The 18,489-nt window shown below is 73.9% G+C and carries 19 protein-coding genes; 12 read left to right on the top strand and 7 right to left on the bottom strand.

Translation table 11 applies throughout. The features are described from left to right. Positions 1-108 precede the first annotated feature (108 nt). Positions 109-2,262: a N,N-dimethylformamidase beta subunit family domain-containing protein gene (locus tag ACIBPB_RS25105; protein ID WP_396841914.1), complete on the top strand. Its 2,154-nt coding sequence runs from the start codon at positions 109-111 to the stop codon at positions 2,260-2,262. A gap of 23 nt (positions 2,263-2,285) precedes the next feature. Then, a complete protein-coding gene (locus tag ACIBPB_RS25100; RefSeq protein WP_396841913.1) occupies positions 2,286-2,888 on the top strand; it encodes an NUDIX hydrolase in 603 nt (200 codons plus the stop codon). Between the two features lie 31 nt (positions 2,889-2,919). Here ACIBPB_RS25100 and ACIBPB_RS25095 read toward each other — a convergent pair whose 3' ends face one another. Both ACIBPB_RS25095 and ACIBPB_RS25090 read right to left on the bottom strand, forming a co-directional pair. Further along, on the bottom strand, positions 2,920-3,966 hold the full coding sequence (locus tag ACIBPB_RS25095) for a hypothetical protein (RefSeq protein WP_396841912.1): 1,047 nt from the start codon (positions 3,964-3,966) through the stop codon (positions 2,920-2,922). A gap of 42 nt (positions 3,967-4,008) precedes the next feature. Then, positions 4,009-4,329, bottom strand: a complete 321-nt coding sequence (locus tag ACIBPB_RS25090; protein WP_357309995.1) for a helix-turn-helix transcriptional regulator — start codon at positions 4,327-4,329, stop codon at positions 4,009-4,011. Between the two features lie 122 nt (positions 4,330-4,451). On the opposite strand from ACIBPB_RS25090, the gene ACIBPB_RS25085 reads away from it, so the two are divergent. After that, positions 4,452-5,507: a MerR family transcriptional regulator gene (locus ACIBPB_RS25085; protein ID WP_396841911.1), complete on the top strand. Its 1,056-nt coding sequence runs from the start codon at positions 4,452-4,454 to the stop codon at positions 5,505-5,507. A gap of 29 nt (positions 5,508-5,536) precedes the next feature. After that, positions 5,537-6,415: an LLM class flavin-dependent oxidoreductase gene (locus tag ACIBPB_RS25080; RefSeq protein ID WP_396841910.1), complete on the top strand. Its 879-nt coding sequence runs from the start codon at positions 5,537-5,539 to the stop codon at positions 6,413-6,415. Positions 6,416-6,490: 75 nt separating this feature from the next. On the opposite strand, the gene ACIBPB_RS25075 is transcribed toward ACIBPB_RS25080, so the two are convergent. Both ACIBPB_RS25075 and ACIBPB_RS25070 read right to left on the bottom strand, forming a co-directional pair. Further along, the gene (locus tag ACIBPB_RS25075) at positions 6,491-6,925 is read right to left on the bottom strand and encodes an ASCH domain-containing protein (RefSeq protein WP_396841909.1); all 435 of its coding nucleotides are present in this window, start codon (positions 6,923-6,925) and stop codon (positions 6,491-6,493) included. A gap of 84 nt (positions 6,926-7,009) precedes the next feature. Continuing rightward, positions 7,010-7,561: a phosphoribosyltransferase gene (locus ACIBPB_RS25070; RefSeq protein ID WP_396841908.1), complete on the bottom strand. Its 552-nt coding sequence runs from the start codon at positions 7,559-7,561 to the stop codon at positions 7,010-7,012. 196 nt (positions 7,562-7,757) lie between these two features. On the opposite strand from ACIBPB_RS25070, the gene ACIBPB_RS25065 reads away from it, so the two are divergent. The 4 genes from ACIBPB_RS25065 to ACIBPB_RS25050 all read left to right on the top strand — a co-directional run bounded on the left by ACIBPB_RS25065 (position 7,758) and on the right by ACIBPB_RS25050 (position 12,223). Further along, a complete protein-coding gene (locus tag ACIBPB_RS25065) occupies positions 7,758-8,387 on the top strand; it encodes a septal ring lytic transglycosylase RlpA family protein (RefSeq protein WP_396841907.1) in 630 nt (209 codons plus the stop codon). Between the two features lie 100 nt (positions 8,388-8,487). Beyond that, on the top strand, positions 8,488-9,615 hold the full coding sequence (locus ACIBPB_RS25060; protein WP_396841906.1) for a PP2C family protein-serine/threonine phosphatase: 1,128 nt from the start codon (positions 8,488-8,490) through the stop codon (positions 9,613-9,615). Between the two features lie 137 nt (positions 9,616-9,752). Further along, on the top strand, positions 9,753-11,609 hold the full coding sequence (locus ACIBPB_RS25055) for an acyl-CoA dehydrogenase (RefSeq protein WP_396841905.1): 1,857 nt from the start codon (positions 9,753-9,755) through the stop codon (positions 11,607-11,609). 344 nt (positions 11,610-11,953) lie between these two features. Then, positions 11,954-12,223 carry a DUF6458 family protein gene (locus tag ACIBPB_RS25050; protein ID WP_013283345.1) on the top strand — a complete coding sequence of 90 codons (270 nt, stop codon included), beginning with the start codon at positions 11,954-11,956 and terminating at the stop codon, positions 12,221-12,223. A gap of 250 nt (positions 12,224-12,473) precedes the next feature. Here the strand turns inward: ACIBPB_RS25050 and ACIBPB_RS25045 are convergent, their stop codons facing one another. After that, positions 12,474-13,010, bottom strand: a complete 537-nt coding sequence (locus ACIBPB_RS25045; RefSeq protein ID WP_396841904.1) for a SixA phosphatase family protein — start codon at positions 13,008-13,010, stop codon at positions 12,474-12,476. Between the two features lie 115 nt (positions 13,011-13,125). Between ACIBPB_RS25045 and ACIBPB_RS25040 the strand changes: the two genes are divergently transcribed. Then, positions 13,126-13,410: a DUF6458 family protein gene (locus ACIBPB_RS25040; RefSeq protein ID WP_357308409.1), complete on the top strand. Its 285-nt coding sequence runs from the start codon at positions 13,126-13,128 to the stop codon at positions 13,408-13,410. Positions 13,411-13,527: 117 nt separating this feature from the next. On the opposite strand, the gene ACIBPB_RS25035 is transcribed toward ACIBPB_RS25040, so the two are convergent. Further along, positions 13,528-14,205: a hemolysin III family protein gene (locus ACIBPB_RS25035; RefSeq protein ID WP_046570924.1), complete on the bottom strand. Its 678-nt coding sequence runs from the start codon at positions 14,203-14,205 to the stop codon at positions 13,528-13,530. A gap of 73 nt (positions 14,206-14,278) precedes the next feature. Here ACIBPB_RS25035 and ACIBPB_RS25030 point away from each other — a divergent pair, with 73 nt between their 5' ends. From ACIBPB_RS25030 to ACIBPB_RS25020, 3 genes are read left to right on the top strand one after another with little or no spacing between them, the layout of a single operon-like run. Then, positions 14,279-14,902: an allophanate hydrolase subunit 1 gene (locus tag ACIBPB_RS25030; RefSeq protein ID WP_396841903.1), complete on the top strand. Its 624-nt coding sequence runs from the start codon at positions 14,279-14,281 to the stop codon at positions 14,900-14,902. A gap of 5 nt (positions 14,903-14,907) precedes the next feature. Next, on the top strand, positions 14,908-15,756 hold the full coding sequence (locus ACIBPB_RS25025) for a biotin-dependent carboxyltransferase family protein (protein WP_396842009.1): 849 nt from the start codon (positions 14,908-14,910) through the stop codon (positions 15,754-15,756). Further along, on the top strand, positions 15,740-16,489 hold the full coding sequence (locus ACIBPB_RS25020; RefSeq protein ID WP_396841902.1) for a LamB/YcsF family protein: 750 nt from the start codon (positions 15,740-15,742) through the stop codon (positions 16,487-16,489). The genes ACIBPB_RS25025 and ACIBPB_RS25020 overlap by 17 nt, the downstream gene beginning before the upstream one ends. A 107-nt stretch (positions 16,490-16,596) precedes the next feature. Here the strand turns inward: ACIBPB_RS25020 and ACIBPB_RS25015 are convergent, their stop codons facing one another. Continuing rightward, a complete protein-coding gene (locus ACIBPB_RS25015) occupies positions 16,597-18,432 on the bottom strand; it encodes an NHL domain-containing thioredoxin family protein (RefSeq protein ID WP_396841901.1) in 1,836 nt (611 codons plus the stop codon). Positions 18,433-18,489: the final 57 nt, after the last annotated feature.

The raw sequence follows: 18,489 nt of genomic DNA, 5'->3' as shown, positions 1-18,489 counted from the left end.
TCAGGCCCTGGCGCGGGGCGACGAACTCCCGTATATCGGCGTAGGTTGCGCGGCAACCAGGTGTCGAAACGGGGGACAGTCATGGGGGACAGGGCGAACGCGGGTGGCGTGCCACGCCGACGGGTGCTGCGCGACGGGGCGGTCATCGCCGCCGCCGTACCCGCCGTCACGCTGGCCCTGCCGGAGGGCGCGTCGGCCGCGGTGCCCGCCTTCGACCCGCAGCAGCGGTTCACCCGCCTGATCGGTGGCGGCAACGGCGTCATCTACGCCATCCAGCCGGACGGCGTGCTGCTCTGGTACCGGCACACCGGCTGGCAGACCGGCGCGGCCACCTGGGCGAGCGGATCCGGCCGGCGGATCGGCACCGGGTGGAACCAGTTCCGGACCGTGCTCGGCAGCGTCGACGGCTCGCTGTACGGCGTCCGCGGCGACGGCACGGTCCAGTACTACCGCTACCACCTGGCCGACGCGACCACCGGCGCCGGCACCTGGACCAGCGGCGGCCAGATCGGCGAGGGCTTCGACCGGTACCCCCGGCTGGCCGGCTTCGACGGCGCGTTCTACGGCCAGAACCGCGACGGCGAGTTGTTCCTGCACCAGTACGACCCGCAGCTCAAGGGCTGGCCGGTCGAGGCGCGCCGGATCGGCAACACCTTCGCCGACTGCCTGGTGCAGGCGGACACCGACGGGGTGATCTACGCGTACCGCTACGGCACCATCCTCTGGTACCGCTACACCGCCGACGGCGGCTGGGCGTCCGGGGCGCGGTTCCAGCTCAAGACCGGGTTCCGCGACTGCGGCCTGAACGAGGGCGTGTGGCTCACCGGCCAGGGGTCGCTCTACACCATCTCGCCCGACCCGGCCGCGAACAAGCAGACCGGCATCCTGATGCACTACCGGCTGTCCAACTACAAGACGACGGGCACCGACGCCAAGGCGACCTGGATCAACAGCGGCGCCGCGCGCAAGGTCGGCAGCGGGTGGACGATCCAGACCCAGGCGGCCATGCAGGGGTACGCCAACACGCCGAGCGTGACCCAGGGCGGCACCGCCCGGGTGGCGGTCTCGACCGGCTTCCCGTCGATCACCGCGTCGCTGGTCCGGCTGGCGCCCAATCCGGGCGCGCCGGAGGTGGTGTCCGCGCCGGTCAAGGTGACCGGCGGGGTGCAGGCGCTGCCGACCGGCTTCCTGGTCTCCGGCTGCCGGTGGGCCGACCGGGTGCAGTTCCCGATCCCGGCCGACTGCCGGCCCGGGCTCTACGCGGCCCGGCTGGAGGGTCCGCACCAGCTCAACCGGTACGTCCCGTTCGTGGTGAAGCCGACCTCTTCCAGCAACCGGGTCGCGGTGCTGTTGCCCACCTTCACCTACAACGCCTACAACGGGTGGGGCGGGCACAACCAGTACTGCACCGACTCGACCGGGCTCCGCCCGCTCACCCTGCGCCGGCCGTCCACCGAACTCAACGTGGACGACCCGGGGTTCCCCGACCACACGCTCCACTCCGACCTGCTGCTGATGCGCTGGATGTCCCGGCAGGGGTTCCTCTTCGACTGCTACGACGACGCCGACCTGCACGCCTCCGGCAGTTGGCTCAGCTCGTACCGGGTGCTGGTGCTCGGCAGCCACCCCGAGTACTGGTCCGAGGCGATGCGCCAGCACCTGATCAACTACCAGGCGGGCGGCGGTCACATCGTCTACGCCGGCGGCAACGGGCTCTACGAGCGGGTCCGGGTGGACAGCGCCCGGACCCAGGTCACCTACCGCCGGTCCGACGGGCGGCGCGACGTCTACACCGAGTTGGGGCTGCCCGCCTCGCAGGTGCTGGGCACCAACTACTACAACTCCGGGAACTACGCGCCGTACCGGGTCGTCAACGACCATCCGTTGCTCGCCGGCACCGGCCTCATCGTGGGCAGCCGGTTCGGCGCCACCGGCTACAACGGTGCGGCCAGCGGCTGGGAGGTGGACGGCATGCGCGGACTGGCCGGTGAGGCCGCCGAGCACCAGGTCATCGCCCGGGGCGAGAACGAGAAGGGCGGTGCCGCGATGGTCTTCATCGAGAAGCCCAACGGCGCCATGGTGTTCAGCGCCTCCTCGATCTCCTTCGCCGGCGGGCTCGACCGTGATCCGGCGATGTCGACGCTGTTCCAGAACGCGTTCCGCCGGATGCTGAAGTCGACCCGCCCGGTCAGGTCGGTCTGGACGCCGATGGAGCGGACCGCCCCGGCGCCGGCGATCAAGGAGCCGTCACCCAGCGAGTGACGCTCATGGACGAGACTGGGCGGGTGCGAGTGCAGTCCGAGATCCGCCGCCTGGTCCAGTCCATGAGCCCGCTCGACGACGTCGAGGCACGCCATCGTGCGGCGTGCCTCGACTGGTTGCGCGGCACCGACGACATCTTCCGCCGGGAGAAGCCGCGAACCCCCTCGCCGCACCTGGTCGCGTACTTCCTGCTGCGGGACGAGACGGACGGCGCGGTGCTGCTGGTGGACCACCGCAAGGCGGGGATGTGGCTGCCGACCGGCGGTCACGTCGAGCCGGGCGAGCACCCGGCGGAGACCGTACGCCGGGAGGTGCTGGAGGAGTTGGGCGTACGGGCCGTCTTCTCCCCGCCGTTCGGCGAGCGTCCGGTCTTCCTCACCGTCACGGAGACGGTCGGCACCCCGGCGGACCGGCACACCGACGTGAGTCTCTGGTACGTGCTCAGCGGCCGCCGCGACCAGCGGCTCGCCCCGGATCCCGACGAGTTCCGCGGCGTGCGCTGGTGGAGCCCCGCCGAGGTGGCCGCGGCCGAGCCGGGAACGGTGGAGCCGCACCTCGACCGGATGCTGACCAGACTGGGCCGGGCCGGGGGTGGACGAGCGGGGGCCGTCGGTATCGGCGGGTGAGGGGAGCGCCGGTCGGCGGCATGCGCGTCCTTCAGGCGGCGGCGGGTCGGGGCAGCGGCTCGGGCTGCGGGCCGGGCCGGGCGGCCCGGATCAGTGCCGCCGACGCGGCGATCAGGCCGAGCAGGAAGAGGGGCGAGGCGGTGGGTAGGCCGAGCCACTCCCAGAGCGGGTGCCACTGCGGGTGCGGCAGGCGCACCTGGTGCAGGAGGAGGACCGGCGCGGCGGCCAGCGCCGGCCCCGCCCAGAGCCACATGGTGATCCAGTAGAGGAGGGTCACCTCCCGGCGGGACTGGCCGCGCCGGCTCGCCCAGCCGAAGACGAACCAGCCGGTCAGTGCGCCCGCGAGGCCGGCGACCACGGCGGCCGGCAGGACCGCCGGCGGGGTCGTCCGGCGCAGCTCGAGGGTGAGGAACGAGCCGGCGGCGCCGGTCGGCAGCACCAGCCGGAGGGCGGTGTCGCCCCGGGTGGCGGTCAGCTCGACGTCGGGTCCGCCGCGGGCGCCGATGCCGCCCGTACGGTGGGCCGTCGGTGAGACCTGCCAGCCGGCGTCGACCAGCTGCTGCCGGGCCGTGTCGAGAACCTGCGCCGGGGTGGTCAGCGGCCGGTTGGCGGCGGACACCACCGTGCTGCCCTCCTGGTAGGCGCGTCCGCGCACCAGCAGCCAGGGCAGGCCCCGCACGCCGACGGGTTCACCGCCGACCTCGAAGAGGGCGGTAGCGCTGTCGATCCGGGTGGCCCGGTGGCCGGGCAGCGTGGTGGCGAGCGCCGCGGCGGCCTCCGCCCGGTCGGGCTGGGGCCGGGAGGTCTCCCAGGCGGCGCGGGCGGCCAGCGCGGCGGTGAACAGCCCGCAGATCAGCGCGGTGAGGGCGGCCCAGGCGACCACGGTACGGCTGGCGGGCCGGCCGAGGCGGCAGCGGAGCCCGTTGCGGAGCAGGTTGAGCGCGGCGGCGACGGTGGGTCGGGTCCGTCCCGGTGGGCTGGTGTCCAGCAGCAGGCCGAGCAGTTCCTCGCCGCGTTCCCGCCGGTAGGGCCGGGGGTAGGCGAGCAGGAGCCGGCGGTAGTGGTGGGCGAGCGACACGGGTCTCCCCTTCGTCACGGGCGGGGGCGGGCGGTGACCGGATCAGGTGGTGCGGGGGCGCAGGGCGCGCAGCCGGGTCTCGGCGGCGGTGGCGAGCTGGCGCAGCCGGGCGGTCTCGGCCCGGAGGGCGTCGAGGCCCGGTGGGGTGAGCCGGTAGTAGCGGCGGAGCCGGCCGTCCACCACCTCTTCCCGGTCGGGCTCCACGAGGCCCTGGGCGGTGAGCCGGTCGAGCGCGGTGTAGAGCGTGCCGGGCAGCAGGGTGACGCGCTGCGCGGAGAGCGCGGTCACCTCCTGGATGATCCCGTAGCCGTGCCGGGGACCGGCGGCGAGCGCGGTGAGGATCAGGAACGTCGGCTCACGCATCTGAGTCACTCAGGCAACATATATAAGTGATCGATACATCGTCAATCCCTTGACCCTGCCCCTGCGGCAAGCCCCAGCGTGGGTCGTGCCGGTCACCGGACCGGCACGAGGAGGATGGGGCGGTGCGGTTGCTGACCATCGGTGCGTTCGCGCGGGCGGCCCGGCTGACGGCCAAGGCGCTGCGGCTCTACGACGAGTTGGGGCTGCTGCCCCCGGCCGCGGTCGATCCGCACTCGGGCTACCGCTACTACGCGCCGGCGCAACTCGACCGGGCCCGGCTGATCGCCGCCCTGCGGCGGGCCGGCATGCCACTGGCCGAGATCCGGACCGTCTGCGGCCTGGACCCCGAGGCCGCGGCCGAGGCGGTCGACGGCTGGTGGCGCCGGGTCAGCGCCGACACGGCGGCCCGCGGCCGCGCCGTCGCGCTCCTCGTCGACCAGCTCACCGAGAGGAGCACCACCATGTCCGAGACCACCTTCCGGTACGCCGTCCGCTGCGAGACCGGCGCGGTCCGCGACTCCAACGAGGACACCGCGTACGCCAGCGACACCCTGCTCGCCGTGGCGGACGGGATGCGCGGTCCGGGCGGCGCCGCGGCCAGCACCGCCGCCGTGGACGCGCTCCGGCCGCTGGAACTGGCCGACGCGCCGGCCGCCGAGCTGCTCGGCACGCTGGCCGACGCGGTGGCCGCCGCCGAGCGGACGGTACGCGCACACGCCGCCGGCGAGCACCGCCCGGTCACCACCCTCACCGCGGTCCTGCGGCGCGGCACCCAGCTGGCGCTGGTGCACGTCGGGGACACCCGGGCGTACCTGCTGCGCGGGGGCGAGCTGTCCCGGCTGACCCAGGACCACACCTACGTGCAGTCGCAGGTCGACCAGGGACACCTGACCCCGGCCGAGGCCGCGGCCCACCCGCAGCGGGCGCTGCTGTCCCGGGCGCTCGGGGCGGGCGCACCGGTCGAGGCCGACCTGGCGCTGCGGACCGCGCTGGCCGGGGACCGCTATCTGCTCTGCTCCGACGGGCTCTCCGCGGTGGTGGCCCCGGAGGCGCTGCGCGCCACGCTGGCCGACGCCGAGGATCCGGAGACCGCCGCCGGGCGCCTGGTCGAGCTGGCGTACGCCGGAGGCGCCCCGGACAACATCGCCTGCGTGGTGGCCGACGTGGTTGCCGGATAGTGTCCGACCCGGGACGTACCCTGGCGATCATGCGGATTGGCATCGTGATCCTGCCGGACCAGCGCTGGGCGGACTCGCAGCGGCGCTGGCGGCAGGCCGACGAGTGGGGCTTCGACCACGTCTGGACCTACGACCACCTGGGCTGGCGGGACCTGGTCGACGGTCCCTGGTTCGACTCGATGACCACGTTGACCGCCGCCGCCACGGTCACCTCCCGGGTCCGGCTCGGCACCCTGGTCGCGTCGCCCAACTTCCGGCACCCGGCGGCCTTCGCCCGCCAGGTGACCGCGCTGGACGACGTCTCGGGCGGCCGGCTGCTGCTGGGGCTCGGCGCGGGCGGCATCGGCTTCGACGCCACCGTGCTCGGCGGGGAGACCCTGCCGCCCCGGCAGCGGGTCGACCGGTTCGCCGAGTTCACCGAGCTGCTGGACCTGGTCCTCCGGGAGGACGGCACCACCTGGCGGGGCGAGTGGTTCGCCGCGGTCGACGCCCGGAGCAACCCCGGCTGCGTCCAGCGGCCCCGGGTGCCGTTCGTGGTCGCCGCGAACGGGCCCCGCTCGATGCGCCTGGTCGCCCGGTACGGCCAGGGCTGGGTGACCACCGGCCTCGACGGCGACGACCTGGAGGGCTGGTGGTCCACGGTGGCCGACCTGGCCGGCCGGATGGACGAGACGCTGGCGAAGGCGGGGCGGGACCCGGCCACCCTGGACCGTTACCTCTCGCTCGACTCGGCGCCGGTCTTCTCGCTCAGCAACGCGGACTTCTTCGCCGAGCAGGTGGCCCGCGCGGCCCGGCTGGGCTTCACCGACGTGGTGACGCACTGGCCCCGGGCCAGCAGCTGGTACGCGGGCGACGAGGCGGTGCTGGTGGCGGCGGCGGACCTGCTGCCCGAGCTGCGCCGGCTCTGACGGTCGGTCGGGGTCAGCCGGAGCGCCGCCGGCGCTGCGGGTCAGCCAGGGCTGCGCCGACATTGACCGCCGGGGTCAGGTGCCCAGGTCGCCGGTGGCGATGCCGCCGTCACCGGCGGAGACCAGCCGGAACCGGATGCACACCACCTGGGTGTCGTCGTCGACCGGGAAGCCCACCCCGGTCCAGTAGCGGCGGTGGCCCTCCCGCCACTCCTCGATCGACCGGTCGCCCTCGCCCTCGGCGCGGGCGAACTCCCAGGGCACGTCGGCGAAGCGGACCACCTCGACCCCGGTGACCTCGACGACGCCGATCAGCGCGTCGTGGTCGTCGACCAGGGCCAGCCGCTCGCCGACGTGCTCCAGTTCCTCGTTCTCCGTCGCGTACTCGTCCGTCAGCAGGCCGGCGGTGGCGGTCTTCACGCCGGCCAGCACGAGGGTGTTCAGGTTGGCGCGCATCTCGCCGGGGTTGCCGAGGGCGAGGGTGCGCAGTCCACCGATCCGGGGCCACATCCTGCCGAGGCTAGTGGCCGCCCACCCGCCCGTCGCGCGATTTCCGGCCAGCTCCCGCGGTCGTCGAACAATGCAGGTGAGCGGTCAGTGGGGCAGTGACTCGCCGGTGAGCAGCGCGCGCAGCCCGAGCCGGGCGGCGACCTCCGGCGGGCAGGTCGCCACGAGGGCGGCGGCACCGACCACCCGCGCCCCGGCGGCCGCGACCAGCCGGCCCAGCGCCTCGATCTGGGCGCCGCTGTCCACCCAGTCGTCGACCAGCAGCACCCGGTCGCCGGGGCCCAGCCGGTCGCCGTCGACGCCGAGGCGCAGCCGCCGGCCACGGTGATCGGGTGGCGTCTCGGCCCAGCGCGTCGCCCCCAGCCGCCGCCGCTCGCCCCCGTCCTTGTACGCGGGCAGGAAGCCGGCCCCGGTGGCCACCGCGACCAGCGGTCCGAGCAGCAGCCCGGTCACCTCGGGGGCGATCACCACGGTCGGGCGGGCGGCCGGGAAGAGACCGGCCAGGGCGGGCCCGACGGCGGCCAGCACGGTCGGATCCCGCCACCAGGCGGAGATGTCGCTGACCAGGTGGCTGCTGTCCGGGCCGGGGTCCACCCAGCGGAACAGCTCGATCAGGCGTCGGCGTAGCACGTCATCCATCCTCGGGCACCGTCGCCACGCCAGGTGGCGCGGCCCGGACCAGCGCTCCTTGGGCCGAACGGCTGAGTGGTACCGGCTCGATCGGCTACACGTATCCGGGGAAATATGGACATACCACCATGATCACGTTGACGTCGGAAGTGCTTCTCTCGTTACGGTCCCACCCGGTTTGTTCCGCTGACGAAAGGACCGGGCGGTGGCTGCTAGGCACCTTCGTACCCGCAAGTTCTCCTCGCCCGCCGGCATCGCCGCGACCGCGGCCGTCGGCGTGGTGCTCGCCGTCGGCGGCACCGTCGGCGCGGTGCGGCTCACCGCGGCCGAGCCCGCCGCCGAGCCGGCCGTGGTCGAGGCCCTGCCCAGCACCCTTGCGCCCAGCCCGACCTCGCTCTCGCCGAGCCCGTCGGCTACGCCGAGCCTCAGCCCCTCGCCGACGGCCACCCCGAGCCCGAAGGCGACCCGGACCCAGGCGGCGTCCCGGAGCAAGGCGCGGACCGCCAGCCCGAAGCCCACGGCGAAGAAGACCACCCCCGCCCCGAAGGTCGTCGACAGCGGCAGCTGCGGCGCGTCCTTCTACGACGAGGGGCAGATGACCGCGAACGGCGAGACGTTCAACCCGGACGCGCTGACCGCCGCGCACAAGACGCTGCCGTTCGACACCCGGGTGCGGGTGACCAACCCGGCCAACGGCAAGTCGGTCGTGGTGCGGATCAACGACCGGGGCCCGTACATCGACGGTCGCTGCCTCGACCTGTCCCGCGCCGCCTTCGCGGCCATCGCCGCCACCAGTCTGGGCGAGGTGACGGTCCGCTACGAGGTCCTCGGCTGACCGGGTGGCCGGCGGCGATCGGGCCGGCGTGGTGGACCGGCCGGGCAGAACCTTCTCGGACGACGGGCCAGCTTCATTCACGCGTTCACGTCCATCAGGCATGCTGTCCGATGTACGCACGCATCCCTTCCAGTCGGGCCGCGGCCCACTGAGCCCCGGATCCCGCGCCGGCCTCGGCGCGGCCCTCGCGCTGCTCGCGGTCGTCTCCGCCGTCGAGCTGGCGGACGGCCGGGCGGCGCACTACCTGGCGCTGATGGTGGCCGCGCCGCTGCTCGCCGCCGCGCTGGCGTCCTGGCGGGTGGTGCTCGCGCTCGGTGTCCTGGCCACCGGCATCGCCGCGGCCTTCGCGCTCGTCGAGCGGACCGCCTCCCTGGTCACCGCCGTCAACGTCGCAGCCGTCGCCGTCGCCGCCGCGATCGCGGCCGCCGTGGCGGCGGTACGCCAGCGGCAGGCCGAGCAGATCGGCGAGCTGTCCCGGCTCGCCTCGGTCGCCCAGCAGGCGGTGCTCCGGCCGCTCGGCCCGCAGGTGGGCACCGTGGCGGTGGCCGCCCGGTACATCTCCTCCACCGCGACCGCCGAGATCGGCGGCGACCTGTACGAGGCGATGGACACCCCGTACGGCGTCCGCATGATCATCGGGGATGTCCGCGGCAAGGGACTGGACGCGGTCCGGCTCGCCAGCATCGTCCTCGGCTCCTACCGGCACGTGGCGTACGAGCGGGCGGACCTGCGCGCGGTGGTGACCGACCTGGACCGGGCGGTGGCCCGCAACGTGGGCGACGAGGACTTCGTCACCGCCGCGCTGGTCGAGGAGCGGGGCGGCACCCTCACCATCGTCAACTGCGGGCACCCGGCGCCGCTGCTGCTGCGCCAGGGCGAGGTGATCCCGCTCGAACCGCCGGCCCCGGCGCCGCCGCTGGGCTTCATGCCGGTGGTCCGGCCCCGGGTGGAGCGGCTGGAGCCCGGTGACCGGCTGCTGCTCTTCACCGACGGTCTCGGCGAGGCCCGGCGGGACGGGGAGTTCTTCCCCACCGCCGACCGGGCCTGGCGGCTGCTCGGCCACGGCACGGTCGCCGACGGGCTGGCCTCGCTGGAGACCGCGCTGGTCGAGTGGGTGCACGGCCGGCTGGACGACGACATCGCGCTGGTGCTGATGGAGTACGCCGGTCCGCGCAGCGGCGTGACGGCGGCCGTGCCGAGCTGGGAAGTGGGCGCGGCGGAGAGCTGATCCGGGCCGTACCGTCGGGTGAACCGGAACTGTGTAATCGCTGTCACTTCCGAGATCGGCTTGTCGTTGGCTACCGGCGAGTAATAGAGTCGCGGTTACTGATCGGTAACACCTGTCCGGAAGCGGGGCCAGCGAGCATGACCCACTACAAGAGCAACCTTCGGGACCTCGAGTTCAACCTGTTCGAGGTCTTCGGGGCGGACCGGACGTTCGGCCAGGAGCCGTACACGGACCTGGACGTCGACACCGCCCGTAGTTTCCTCTCCGAGGTGGAGCGCCTGGCCCGCGAGGATCTGGCCGCCAGCTACGCGGACAGCGACCGCAACCCGCCGGTCTTCGACCCGGCGACGCACACCGCGCCGCTGCCGGAGTCGTTCAAGAAGTCGTTCCAGGCGTTCATGGACTCCGAGTTCTGGCGGCTGGACCTCCCCGAGGTGCTGGGCGGCACCAACGCCCCGCGCGCCCTCTGGTGGTCCCTGGCCGAGCTGGTGCTCGGCGCCAACGCCCCGATCTGGATGTACGCCTCCGGCCCGTCCTTCGCGCACGTGCTGCACGTCGAGGGCACCGAGGAGCAGAAGAAGTGGGCCCGGCTGTTCATCGAGAAGCAGTGGGGCTCGACCATGGTGCTGACCGAGCCGGACGCCGGCTCGGACGTGGGCGCCGGCCGCACCCGGGCGATCCAGCAGCCCGACGGCTCGTGGCACATCGAGGGCGTGAAGCGCTTCATCACCTCCGGTGAGCACGACCTGAGCGACAACATCGTCCACTACGTGCTGGCCCGCCCGGTCGGCGTGGAGGGCGTCGGTGGCCCGGGCACCAAGGGCCTGTCGCTGTTCGTCGTGCCGAAGTACCACTTCGACGCCGAGACCGGCGAGCTGGGCGAGCGCAACGGCGTCTTCGCCACCAACGTCGAGCACAAGATGGGCCTGAAGGTCTCCAACACCTGCGAGCTGACCTTCGGCGAGCACGGCGTACCGGCCAAGGGCTGGCTGCTGGGCGACAAGCACGACGGCATCCGCCAGATGTTCATGATCATCGAGTACGCCCGGATGCTGGTCGGCACCAAGGCCATCGCCACCCTCTCCACCGGCTACCTGAACGCCCTGGAGTACGCCAAGAACCGGGTGCAGGGCGCCGACCTGATCCAGCAGGCCGACAAGACCGCGCCCCGGGTGACCATCACCCACCACCCGGACGTGCGCCGCTCGCTGCTCATGCAGAAGTCGTACGCCGAGGGCCTGCGCGCGCTGGTCTGCTACACCGCCAGCTGGCAGGACAAGGTCGCCATCGCCGAGGCGGCCGGCGACGAGAAGGGCACCAAGCTGGCCAAGCGGGTCAACGACCTGCTCCTGCCGCTGGTCAAGGGCGTCGGCTCGGAGCGGGCGTACGAGCTGCTCGGTCACGAGGCGCTGCAGACCTTCGGCGGCTCCGGCTTCCTCCAGGACTACCCGCTGGAGCAGTACGTCCGGGACGCCAAGATCGACACCCTCTACGAGGGCACCACGGCCATCCAGAGCCTCGACCTGATCTTCCGGAAGATCGTCCGGGACAACGGCAAGGCCCTGATGGCGGTCGCCGCCGAGATCCAGGAGCACATCACCTCCGAGGCCGGCAACGGTCAGCTCAAGGAGGAGCGGCAGGCGCTCGGCAAGGCGCTCACCGAGATCCAGAACATCCTCGGCGTGATGACCGGTTGGCTGGGCGAGGCGCAGGCCGGGGACACCCGCGCGCTCTACAAGGTCGGCCTGAGCAGCCGCCGGTTCCTGCTGGCGATCGGTGACCTGGTGGTCGGCTGGCTGCTGCAGAAGCAGGCGGACGTGGCGTTGAAGGCGCTCGGTGGCGAGGTCTCCGCGACCGACAAGGCGTTCTACACCGGCAAGGTGGCCGCCGCCCGGTTCTTCGCCCGCGAGGTGCTGCCCCGCATCGGCGCTGACCGGCGGATCATCGAGGGCACCGACCTGGAGATCATGGACCTCCCGGAGGAGGCGTTCTGATCCCCTCCGGGGTGGTCTGACCGGTTCGACCTCAGGACTACGGCCGGTTCTGATCCCCTCCGGGGTGATCCGACCGGTTCGACCTCAGACGGCGGCCGGCGAGCGTGGTGCTCGCCGGCCGCCGTCGTCTGTCCACCGGCGAACCGACTCAGGCCGGCGCTCCGGGCGGCCTCGACCGGCTGCCAGCCGGCACCGCCGTACCCGGCGCGACATCAGCACCTGCCGCCACTCGGGCCTGCCGATTCGGTGCGGTGGGCCGGGTAGGCCGGCCGCCGGACGGGTAACCGTGCGCGGACCACGACAGGACCCGCCCAAGAGCCACCGCACGGGGGAGTGCAGCGCACATGGGCATTGGCAGCGCCATCTTTCTCATCGCGCTCGGCGCGATCATGACCTTCGCCATCCGGGCCAACGTCTGGTGGATCGACCTGCGCGCGGTCGGCTGGGTGTTCATCCTGGCCGGGCTGGGCGTCCTGCTCACCACGCTCTGGTTCTGGCAGGACCGGCGCAAGCGGGCGCGCACGCTCATCGTGGAGGAGAACCGACTTTCCCACCCGACCGCGATGATGCCGCCGCCGCCCGACCCGCCGCCGCCCACCGCGCCACCGTCCTGACCGCGCCGCCGTCCTGACCGCCCCGGCTCTCGATCGCCTCCCGGGTGAACCCGGCGACCCGGTGGGACCCAGCCGGTTTGCGGCAGGCGGTGGCTTCCCGGCAGCCCGTAGCCCCGACCTGCCGCAACCGGGGCGATGACGCCCCTGGACGGCCGTCCGGCGGCCCGGCCGGGAGGCGATCACGCGCCCGGACGGCCGTGCGGCGGCTCAGTCGGGAGGCGGTCACTCGCCCGGGCGGGCGTCCGGCGGCTCAGCCGCGGGCGGTGTGGCGGGCGGTGATCGGGGCGACGCCGCCGGTCAGCCCCGCCCACGGGGTGGTCGGGCGGTGCACCGCCAGATCGGTGGTCCGTAGCCCGTCGGGATCCGCCCGGGCCGGGTCGAGCAGGGCCGAGAGCAGCGAGATCCCCGGATTGTGGGCGATCAGCAGCACCGTGCCGAGGTCCGCCGGCACCGACCGCACCAGCTCGAGCAGCGCCTCCGGCCGCGCGTCGTACGCGGCCGGCTCGTAGCGCACCGCGGGCAGCGGGCCGGCCGGTCCCCCCTCGTCCGGGGATCCCGTCATGCCCAGCTCCACCCCGTGCCAGGTCTGTCGGGTGCGCAGCGCCGGGGAGCAGAGCACCAGGTCGGGAAGGAGCGCGTGCCGGGCCAGCCAGGCGCCGGCCGCGGCCGCGTCGGCGTGGCCGCGCACGGTCAGCGGGCGCTCCATGTCCGGCATGTCCTGATTCTGCTCCGTCTTGGCGTGCCGGAGGAGCAGCAGTGTGCGCGCCTCGATCCTGCCGTCCGTCATGTGCCCAGCTTGCCTGATTGGTGATCTGACCGCCTGGGTAAGTCGATGGATGCCGCTACCTCATCCATGGCCGCGGCGGTAGGAAACGCCAGCAGGACGCCAAGGAGGCGACGTCATGGGCATCGGTGCCAGCATCTTCCTGATCGCGGTCGGCGCGATCTTCGCGTTCGCCATCAACGCCAACCTCGGGTGGCTCGACCTGAACGTCGTGGGTTGGGTGCTCATGCTCGTCGGTCTGGTGGGCCTGATCCTCACCATGTACTTCTGGAGCAGCCGCCGCCGCACAGTGGTCGCGCCGGTCCGCGAGCGCGTCGTGGCCGAACCGACCGTGCCGGTCCAGGACGACCGGGTGGTGCGCGAGGAGTACCGCGAGGTGCGCCGTCCGGGTTACCCGGCCTGACCAGTTCCCCGCAGACGTCGAGGGCCCCGCACCGGCGCGGGGCCCTCGCTCCGCGTCGGTACCCGTCCGGCATCGCGGCCCGGCGCGACCGCTACCCGCCGGACGACGCCGGCGGGGTCAGGCGAAGAGCGCGAAGTAGATCGCCACGTGGTGGCAGATCGCCGCGAGCAGGGTGCAGGCGTGGAAGAACTCGTGGTGGCCGAACACGGTCGGCCACGGGTTCGGCCGGCGCAGCGCGTAGAAGATCGCGCCCACGCTGTAGATCGCGCCGCCGACGCTCAGCAGCACCAGCGCGGTGACCCCGCCGGCGTGCAGGATCTGCGGCAGCATGGCCACCGCGACCCAGCCGAGGGCCAGGTAGAGCGGCGCCGACACCCAGCGGGGGGCGTGCGGCCAGACCTGCTTGAGCCCCACCCCGGCCACCGCGCCGCCCCACACCAGGCCGAGCATGATCGCGGCAGGCCGGGGCGCCAGCAGCAGGGCGCAGAACGGGGTGTACGTGCCGGCGATGAACACGAAGATCATCGAATGGTCCAGCCGGCGCATCACCTGGTAGCCGCGTTCGGACCAGACCCGGCGGTGGTAGAGCGCGCTGGTGCCGAAGAGGCCGCACACGGTGAGGCTGTAGATGAGGCAGCTGACCAGGGGTGCCCAGCCGGGGCGGGTGGCCGCGACCGCGCAGAGCACGATGCCGCAGACGAGGGCGGCGAAGAACGCGTACGTGTGGAGCCAGCCCCGCATGCGGGGCTTACCGATGTCGACCGGCTTGAGTCGAAGCGGTGCGGAGGTGGTCACGTCCTAAGGTTACGGCAGCGTAGGTTACTTGTAGGTAGTGGCGTGCGCCACCCGTCTCCCGGAGGATGGCGGGATGCGGATCCGTCCCGTCGGCGCGCACGCCCTGCTGCTGGACTGCGCCGACCCGGCCCAGGTCGAGGCGTGGCGCGCCGAGCTGTGGCGCCGCCGCGCCGCCGGTGACCTGGCCGCCGTCGAGATCGTCCCGGCGGCGGCGACCGTGCTGCTCGACGGCGTACCCGATCCCCGGGCGACCGCCGCGCGGATCGCCGGCTGGACCCCGGGGGCCGCCGCCGGCTCCGCCGAGGCCGAGGCCGAGGCCGAGGCCGAGGTGCCCACCGTGTACGACGGGACCGACCTGCCGGTCGTCGCCACGCACTGGGGTGTCGAGGTGCCGGCCGTGGTCGACCGGCTGCGGCGGACCGAGTTCCGGGTGGCCTTCTGCGGCTTCGCACCCGGGTTCGCCTACCTGACCGGGCTGCCGGCGGAGCTGGCCGTGCCCCGGCTGGCCACCCCGCGTACCCGGGTGCCGGCCGGCTCGGTCGCGCTCGCCGGCCCGTACGCCGGCATCTACCCGGCCGCCTCGCCCGGCGGCTGGCTGCTGGTCGGGCGGACCGACCTGGTCCTCTTCGACCCGCACGCCGACCCTCCGGCGCGGCTCACCCCGGGCACCCGGGTCCGGCTGGTGGCGGCCCGGTGAGCGGCGTGCTCGAGGTGCTGCGGGCCGGTGCCCTCACCACCGTGCAGGACCTCGGCCGGCCCGGCTACGCCCACCTCGGCGTGCCCCGCTCGGGAGCGCTCGATCCGGCCGCGCTGCGGCTGGCCAACCGGCTCGTCGGCAACCCGGAGGCCGCCGCGGGCCTGGAGATCACCCTGACCGGCTGCGTGCTGCGGTTCACCCGGGCCGTCACCGTGGCCCTCACCGGCGCGCCGGTGGACGTGCTGATCGAGCGTCGGCCCGGGGACACCGGGCGGCCGTTGTCGCTGCCCGCCGGGGCGGTCCTGCGGGTCGGACCCGCCCGGGTCGGGCTGCGTACCTGGCTGGCCGTGACCGGCGGGATCGCGGTCGAGCCGGTGCTGGGCAGCCGGGCCACCGACACCCTCTCCGGCCTCGGCCCGCCCCCGCTGCGCGACGGCGACCACCTCCCCCTCGGTCCCGCCGCCGGCCGGCCCGCCCCGGTGGACGTCACGGCCACCCCGCCCGTCCCCGCGCGGCTGCGGCTGGAGCTGCGGCTCGGTCCCCGGCACGACTGGTTCACCCCGGCCGCGCTCGACCTGCTGCTGAGCACCGCGTACGCGGTCAGCCCGCTGAGCAACCGGGTCGGCGCGCGACTGGCCGGCGCGGCCCTGCCCCGCGCGGTGGCCGGCGAGCTGCCCAGCGAAGGGCTGGTCCTCGGCGCGGTCCAGGTGCCACCGGACGGCCAACCGCTGATCTTCCTCGCCGACCATCCGACCACCGGCGGATACCCGGTCCTCGGGGTGGTGGCCGACGTGACCCCCCTCGCGCAGGCCCGGCCAGGCACTACGGTGAGGTTCCATGGACCTCAACGCTGACCTCGGCGAGGGATTCGGGATCTGGCGGCTCGGCGACGACGAGGCGCTGCTCGACCTCATCACCTCGGCCAACATCGCCTGCGGCTTCCACGGCGGCGACGCGTCCACCATGCACCGGGTCTGCGCCGCGGCCGCCGAGCGCGGGGTCAGCGTCGGCGCCCAGGTCGGCTACCGCGACCTCGCCGGCTTCGGTCGGCGGCACATCGCCTACGGCTTCTCCGAGCTGCGGGACGAGACGATCTACCAGCTCGGGGCGCTCGACGCGTTCTGCCGGCTGTTCCGCACCCGGGTCCGCTACCTCAAGCCGCACGGCGCGCTCTACCACGCGGCGGCCTGCGACGAGGCCCAGGCCGCCGCGCTGGTCGCCGCCGTCAACGGGTACGACCACGAGCTGCCGGTGCTCTGCCCGCCCGGCTCGGTGCTCGCCCAGCTGGCGGTCGGCGCCGGGCTGCGGGTCGTGGCCGAGGGCTTCGCCGACCGCAACTACCTGCCCAACGGCCAGCTGGTGCCGCGCGGCGCCCCGGACGCGTTGATCACCGACCCGGACCAGGTGGCCAACCGGGCGGTCCGGATGGCCACCGAGCGCACCGTGGTGGCGGTCGACGGCAGCGTGGTGCCCTGCCCCGTCGAGTCGATCTGCCTGCACGGCGACACCCCCGGCGCGGTGCGCTGCGCCGAGCTGGTCCGGGCCGCCCTCATCGACGCCGGCGTCACGCTCAGCCCGTTCGCCTGACCGGCCCGGCTCGACGTACACGGGGGAGCCGGACGCCCGCGGCCGGGCTCAGCCCTCGTCCAGGCCGCGCAGGACGAGCGGGAGGAGCCGGACGCCTGCGGCCGGGCTCAGCCCTCGTCCAGGCCGCGCAGGACGAGCGGCAGCCGGGTCGCGCCGCCGGCCATCACCCGCACCGGTACGCCCCAGTCCTGCCGGGTCAGGTGGCAGGCCGCGTGCTCGACGTCGGCGTCGCAGGTGGCGGCCTGCGCGGTGACCTGGAGCACGCCCTGCGCCACCGACCCGTCCAGCACCAGCCGGCGGGACAGCTCCGTGGTGGTCCCGGCCCCCTCCACCAGCAGCTCCGGCGGGGAGGCGGAGACCACCAGCCGGGTCGACGGCCCGTACGTCTCGTCCAGCTTCTGCCCCGGTGCGGGCGTGAAGATCACGTCGAGGGTCAGCTCGCCGGCCGCCACGTCCGTGGGCTTGCGTTCCAGCTTGTGCCGCGGGCCGTCCACGGTGTTCGCGCCGGCCGCGCTGAGCGCCCCCGGGGCCAGCGCGGTCAGCCGGTGCGCGGCGGACTCGACCACCAGCACGCCGCCCTCGGCGGTGAGCACCACGTCGCTCGGCTCGGCCAGCCCGTCCGCCACCGTGCCGACCTGGTCGGTCTCCGGGTCGAAGCGGCGCACCGCGCCGTTGTACGTGTCGGCGACCAGCACCGAGCCGTCGGGCAGCGCGCACACCCCGAGCGGGTGCTGGAGCAGCGCCCGGTCGGCCGCCCCGTCGACGTGGCCGAAGTCGAACAGCCCCTGGCCGACCGCGGTGTGCATCGCCCCGTCCTCGACGTAGCGCAGGGCACTGGTCTCGCTGTCGGCGATCCAGAGCCGGCGGCCGTCGGCCGAGACCGACAGCCCGGAGGGCTGCGCCATCCAGACGTCCGGCAGCGGCCCGTCCCGCAGCGCCTCGACGGTGGTGCCCGCGTACATGCCGGCGGTCCGCTTCACCGGGTCGAACCACCAGAGCTGGTGGATGCCGGCCATCGCGATGACCACCTTGTCGTCGTACCAGGCGACGTCCCAGGGGGAGGAGAGGTCGACCGCGAGCGCGTCGTGCGCATGGTCGTCGACCGTCGAGCGCCACTGCCGCCCGGTGCCGGCGACGGTGACCACCTCGCCGGTCTCCAGCCGGACGCCGCGCAGCAGGTGGTTCGCCGTGTCCGCGACGACCACGTCGTACCCGGCCACCTCGGCGGCGTGCGGGGGAAGCAGGCAGAGGCCCTGCGGCTCGGAGAAGCTGGCCGCGTCGGCCGGGCCGTCGGCGTGGCCGCGGGTGCCGGTGCCGATCCGGCGCAGCGGCCGCTCGCCGTCCGGGGCCAGCTCGACCAGGGAGTGCCGGGCCGAGTCGGAGACCAGCAGGTTGCCGCCGTCGAGCACCACGGCCTTGCCGGGGAAGCGCAGCGTGGTCTCCGGCTCGGCGGGCGGCACGTACGGGCCCTCGCCCCGGTGCAGGGTGCCCTTGGCCTCGTGGGTGGCGATCAACTCGTCGATCAGCTTGGCCAGCCCTTCGGCGTGACCCTCGCCGGCCATGGTGGCGACCACGTAGCCCTCGGGGTCGATCACCGAGAGGGTCGGCCAGGCCTTCGCCGCGTACTGCTGCCACATGTCCATCTCGGGGTCGTCGAGCACCGGGTGGTGCACGCCGTACCGCTCGACGGCGGCGGCGAGGGCCGCGGCGTCCTTCTCGTGCTCGAACTTGGGCGAGTGCACGCCGATCACGACCAGCACGTCGCCGTAGCGCTCCTCCAGCGGGCGCAGCTCGTCGAGGACGTGCAGGCAGTTGATGCAGCAGAAGGTCCAGAAGTCGAGGAGAACGATCCTGCCCCGCAGGTCGGCCAGGGTGATCGTCTTCCCGCCGGTGTTCAGCCAGGTCCGGCCCCGCAACTCAGGGGCGCGTACGCGTGCGCTCATGGCCCCATCGTGCCGCACGACCGGCGGCGGGCCGGCCGGAAGGGGGGTGATCGAGGC

This window comes from Micromonospora sp. NPDC049836 (assembly GCF_044465125.1).
In the GTDB taxonomy this organism is placed as follows: Bacteria; Actinomycetota; Actinomycetes; order Mycobacteriales; family Micromonosporaceae; genus Micromonospora.
This window is presented reverse-complemented; position numbering and strand designations above follow the sequence as displayed.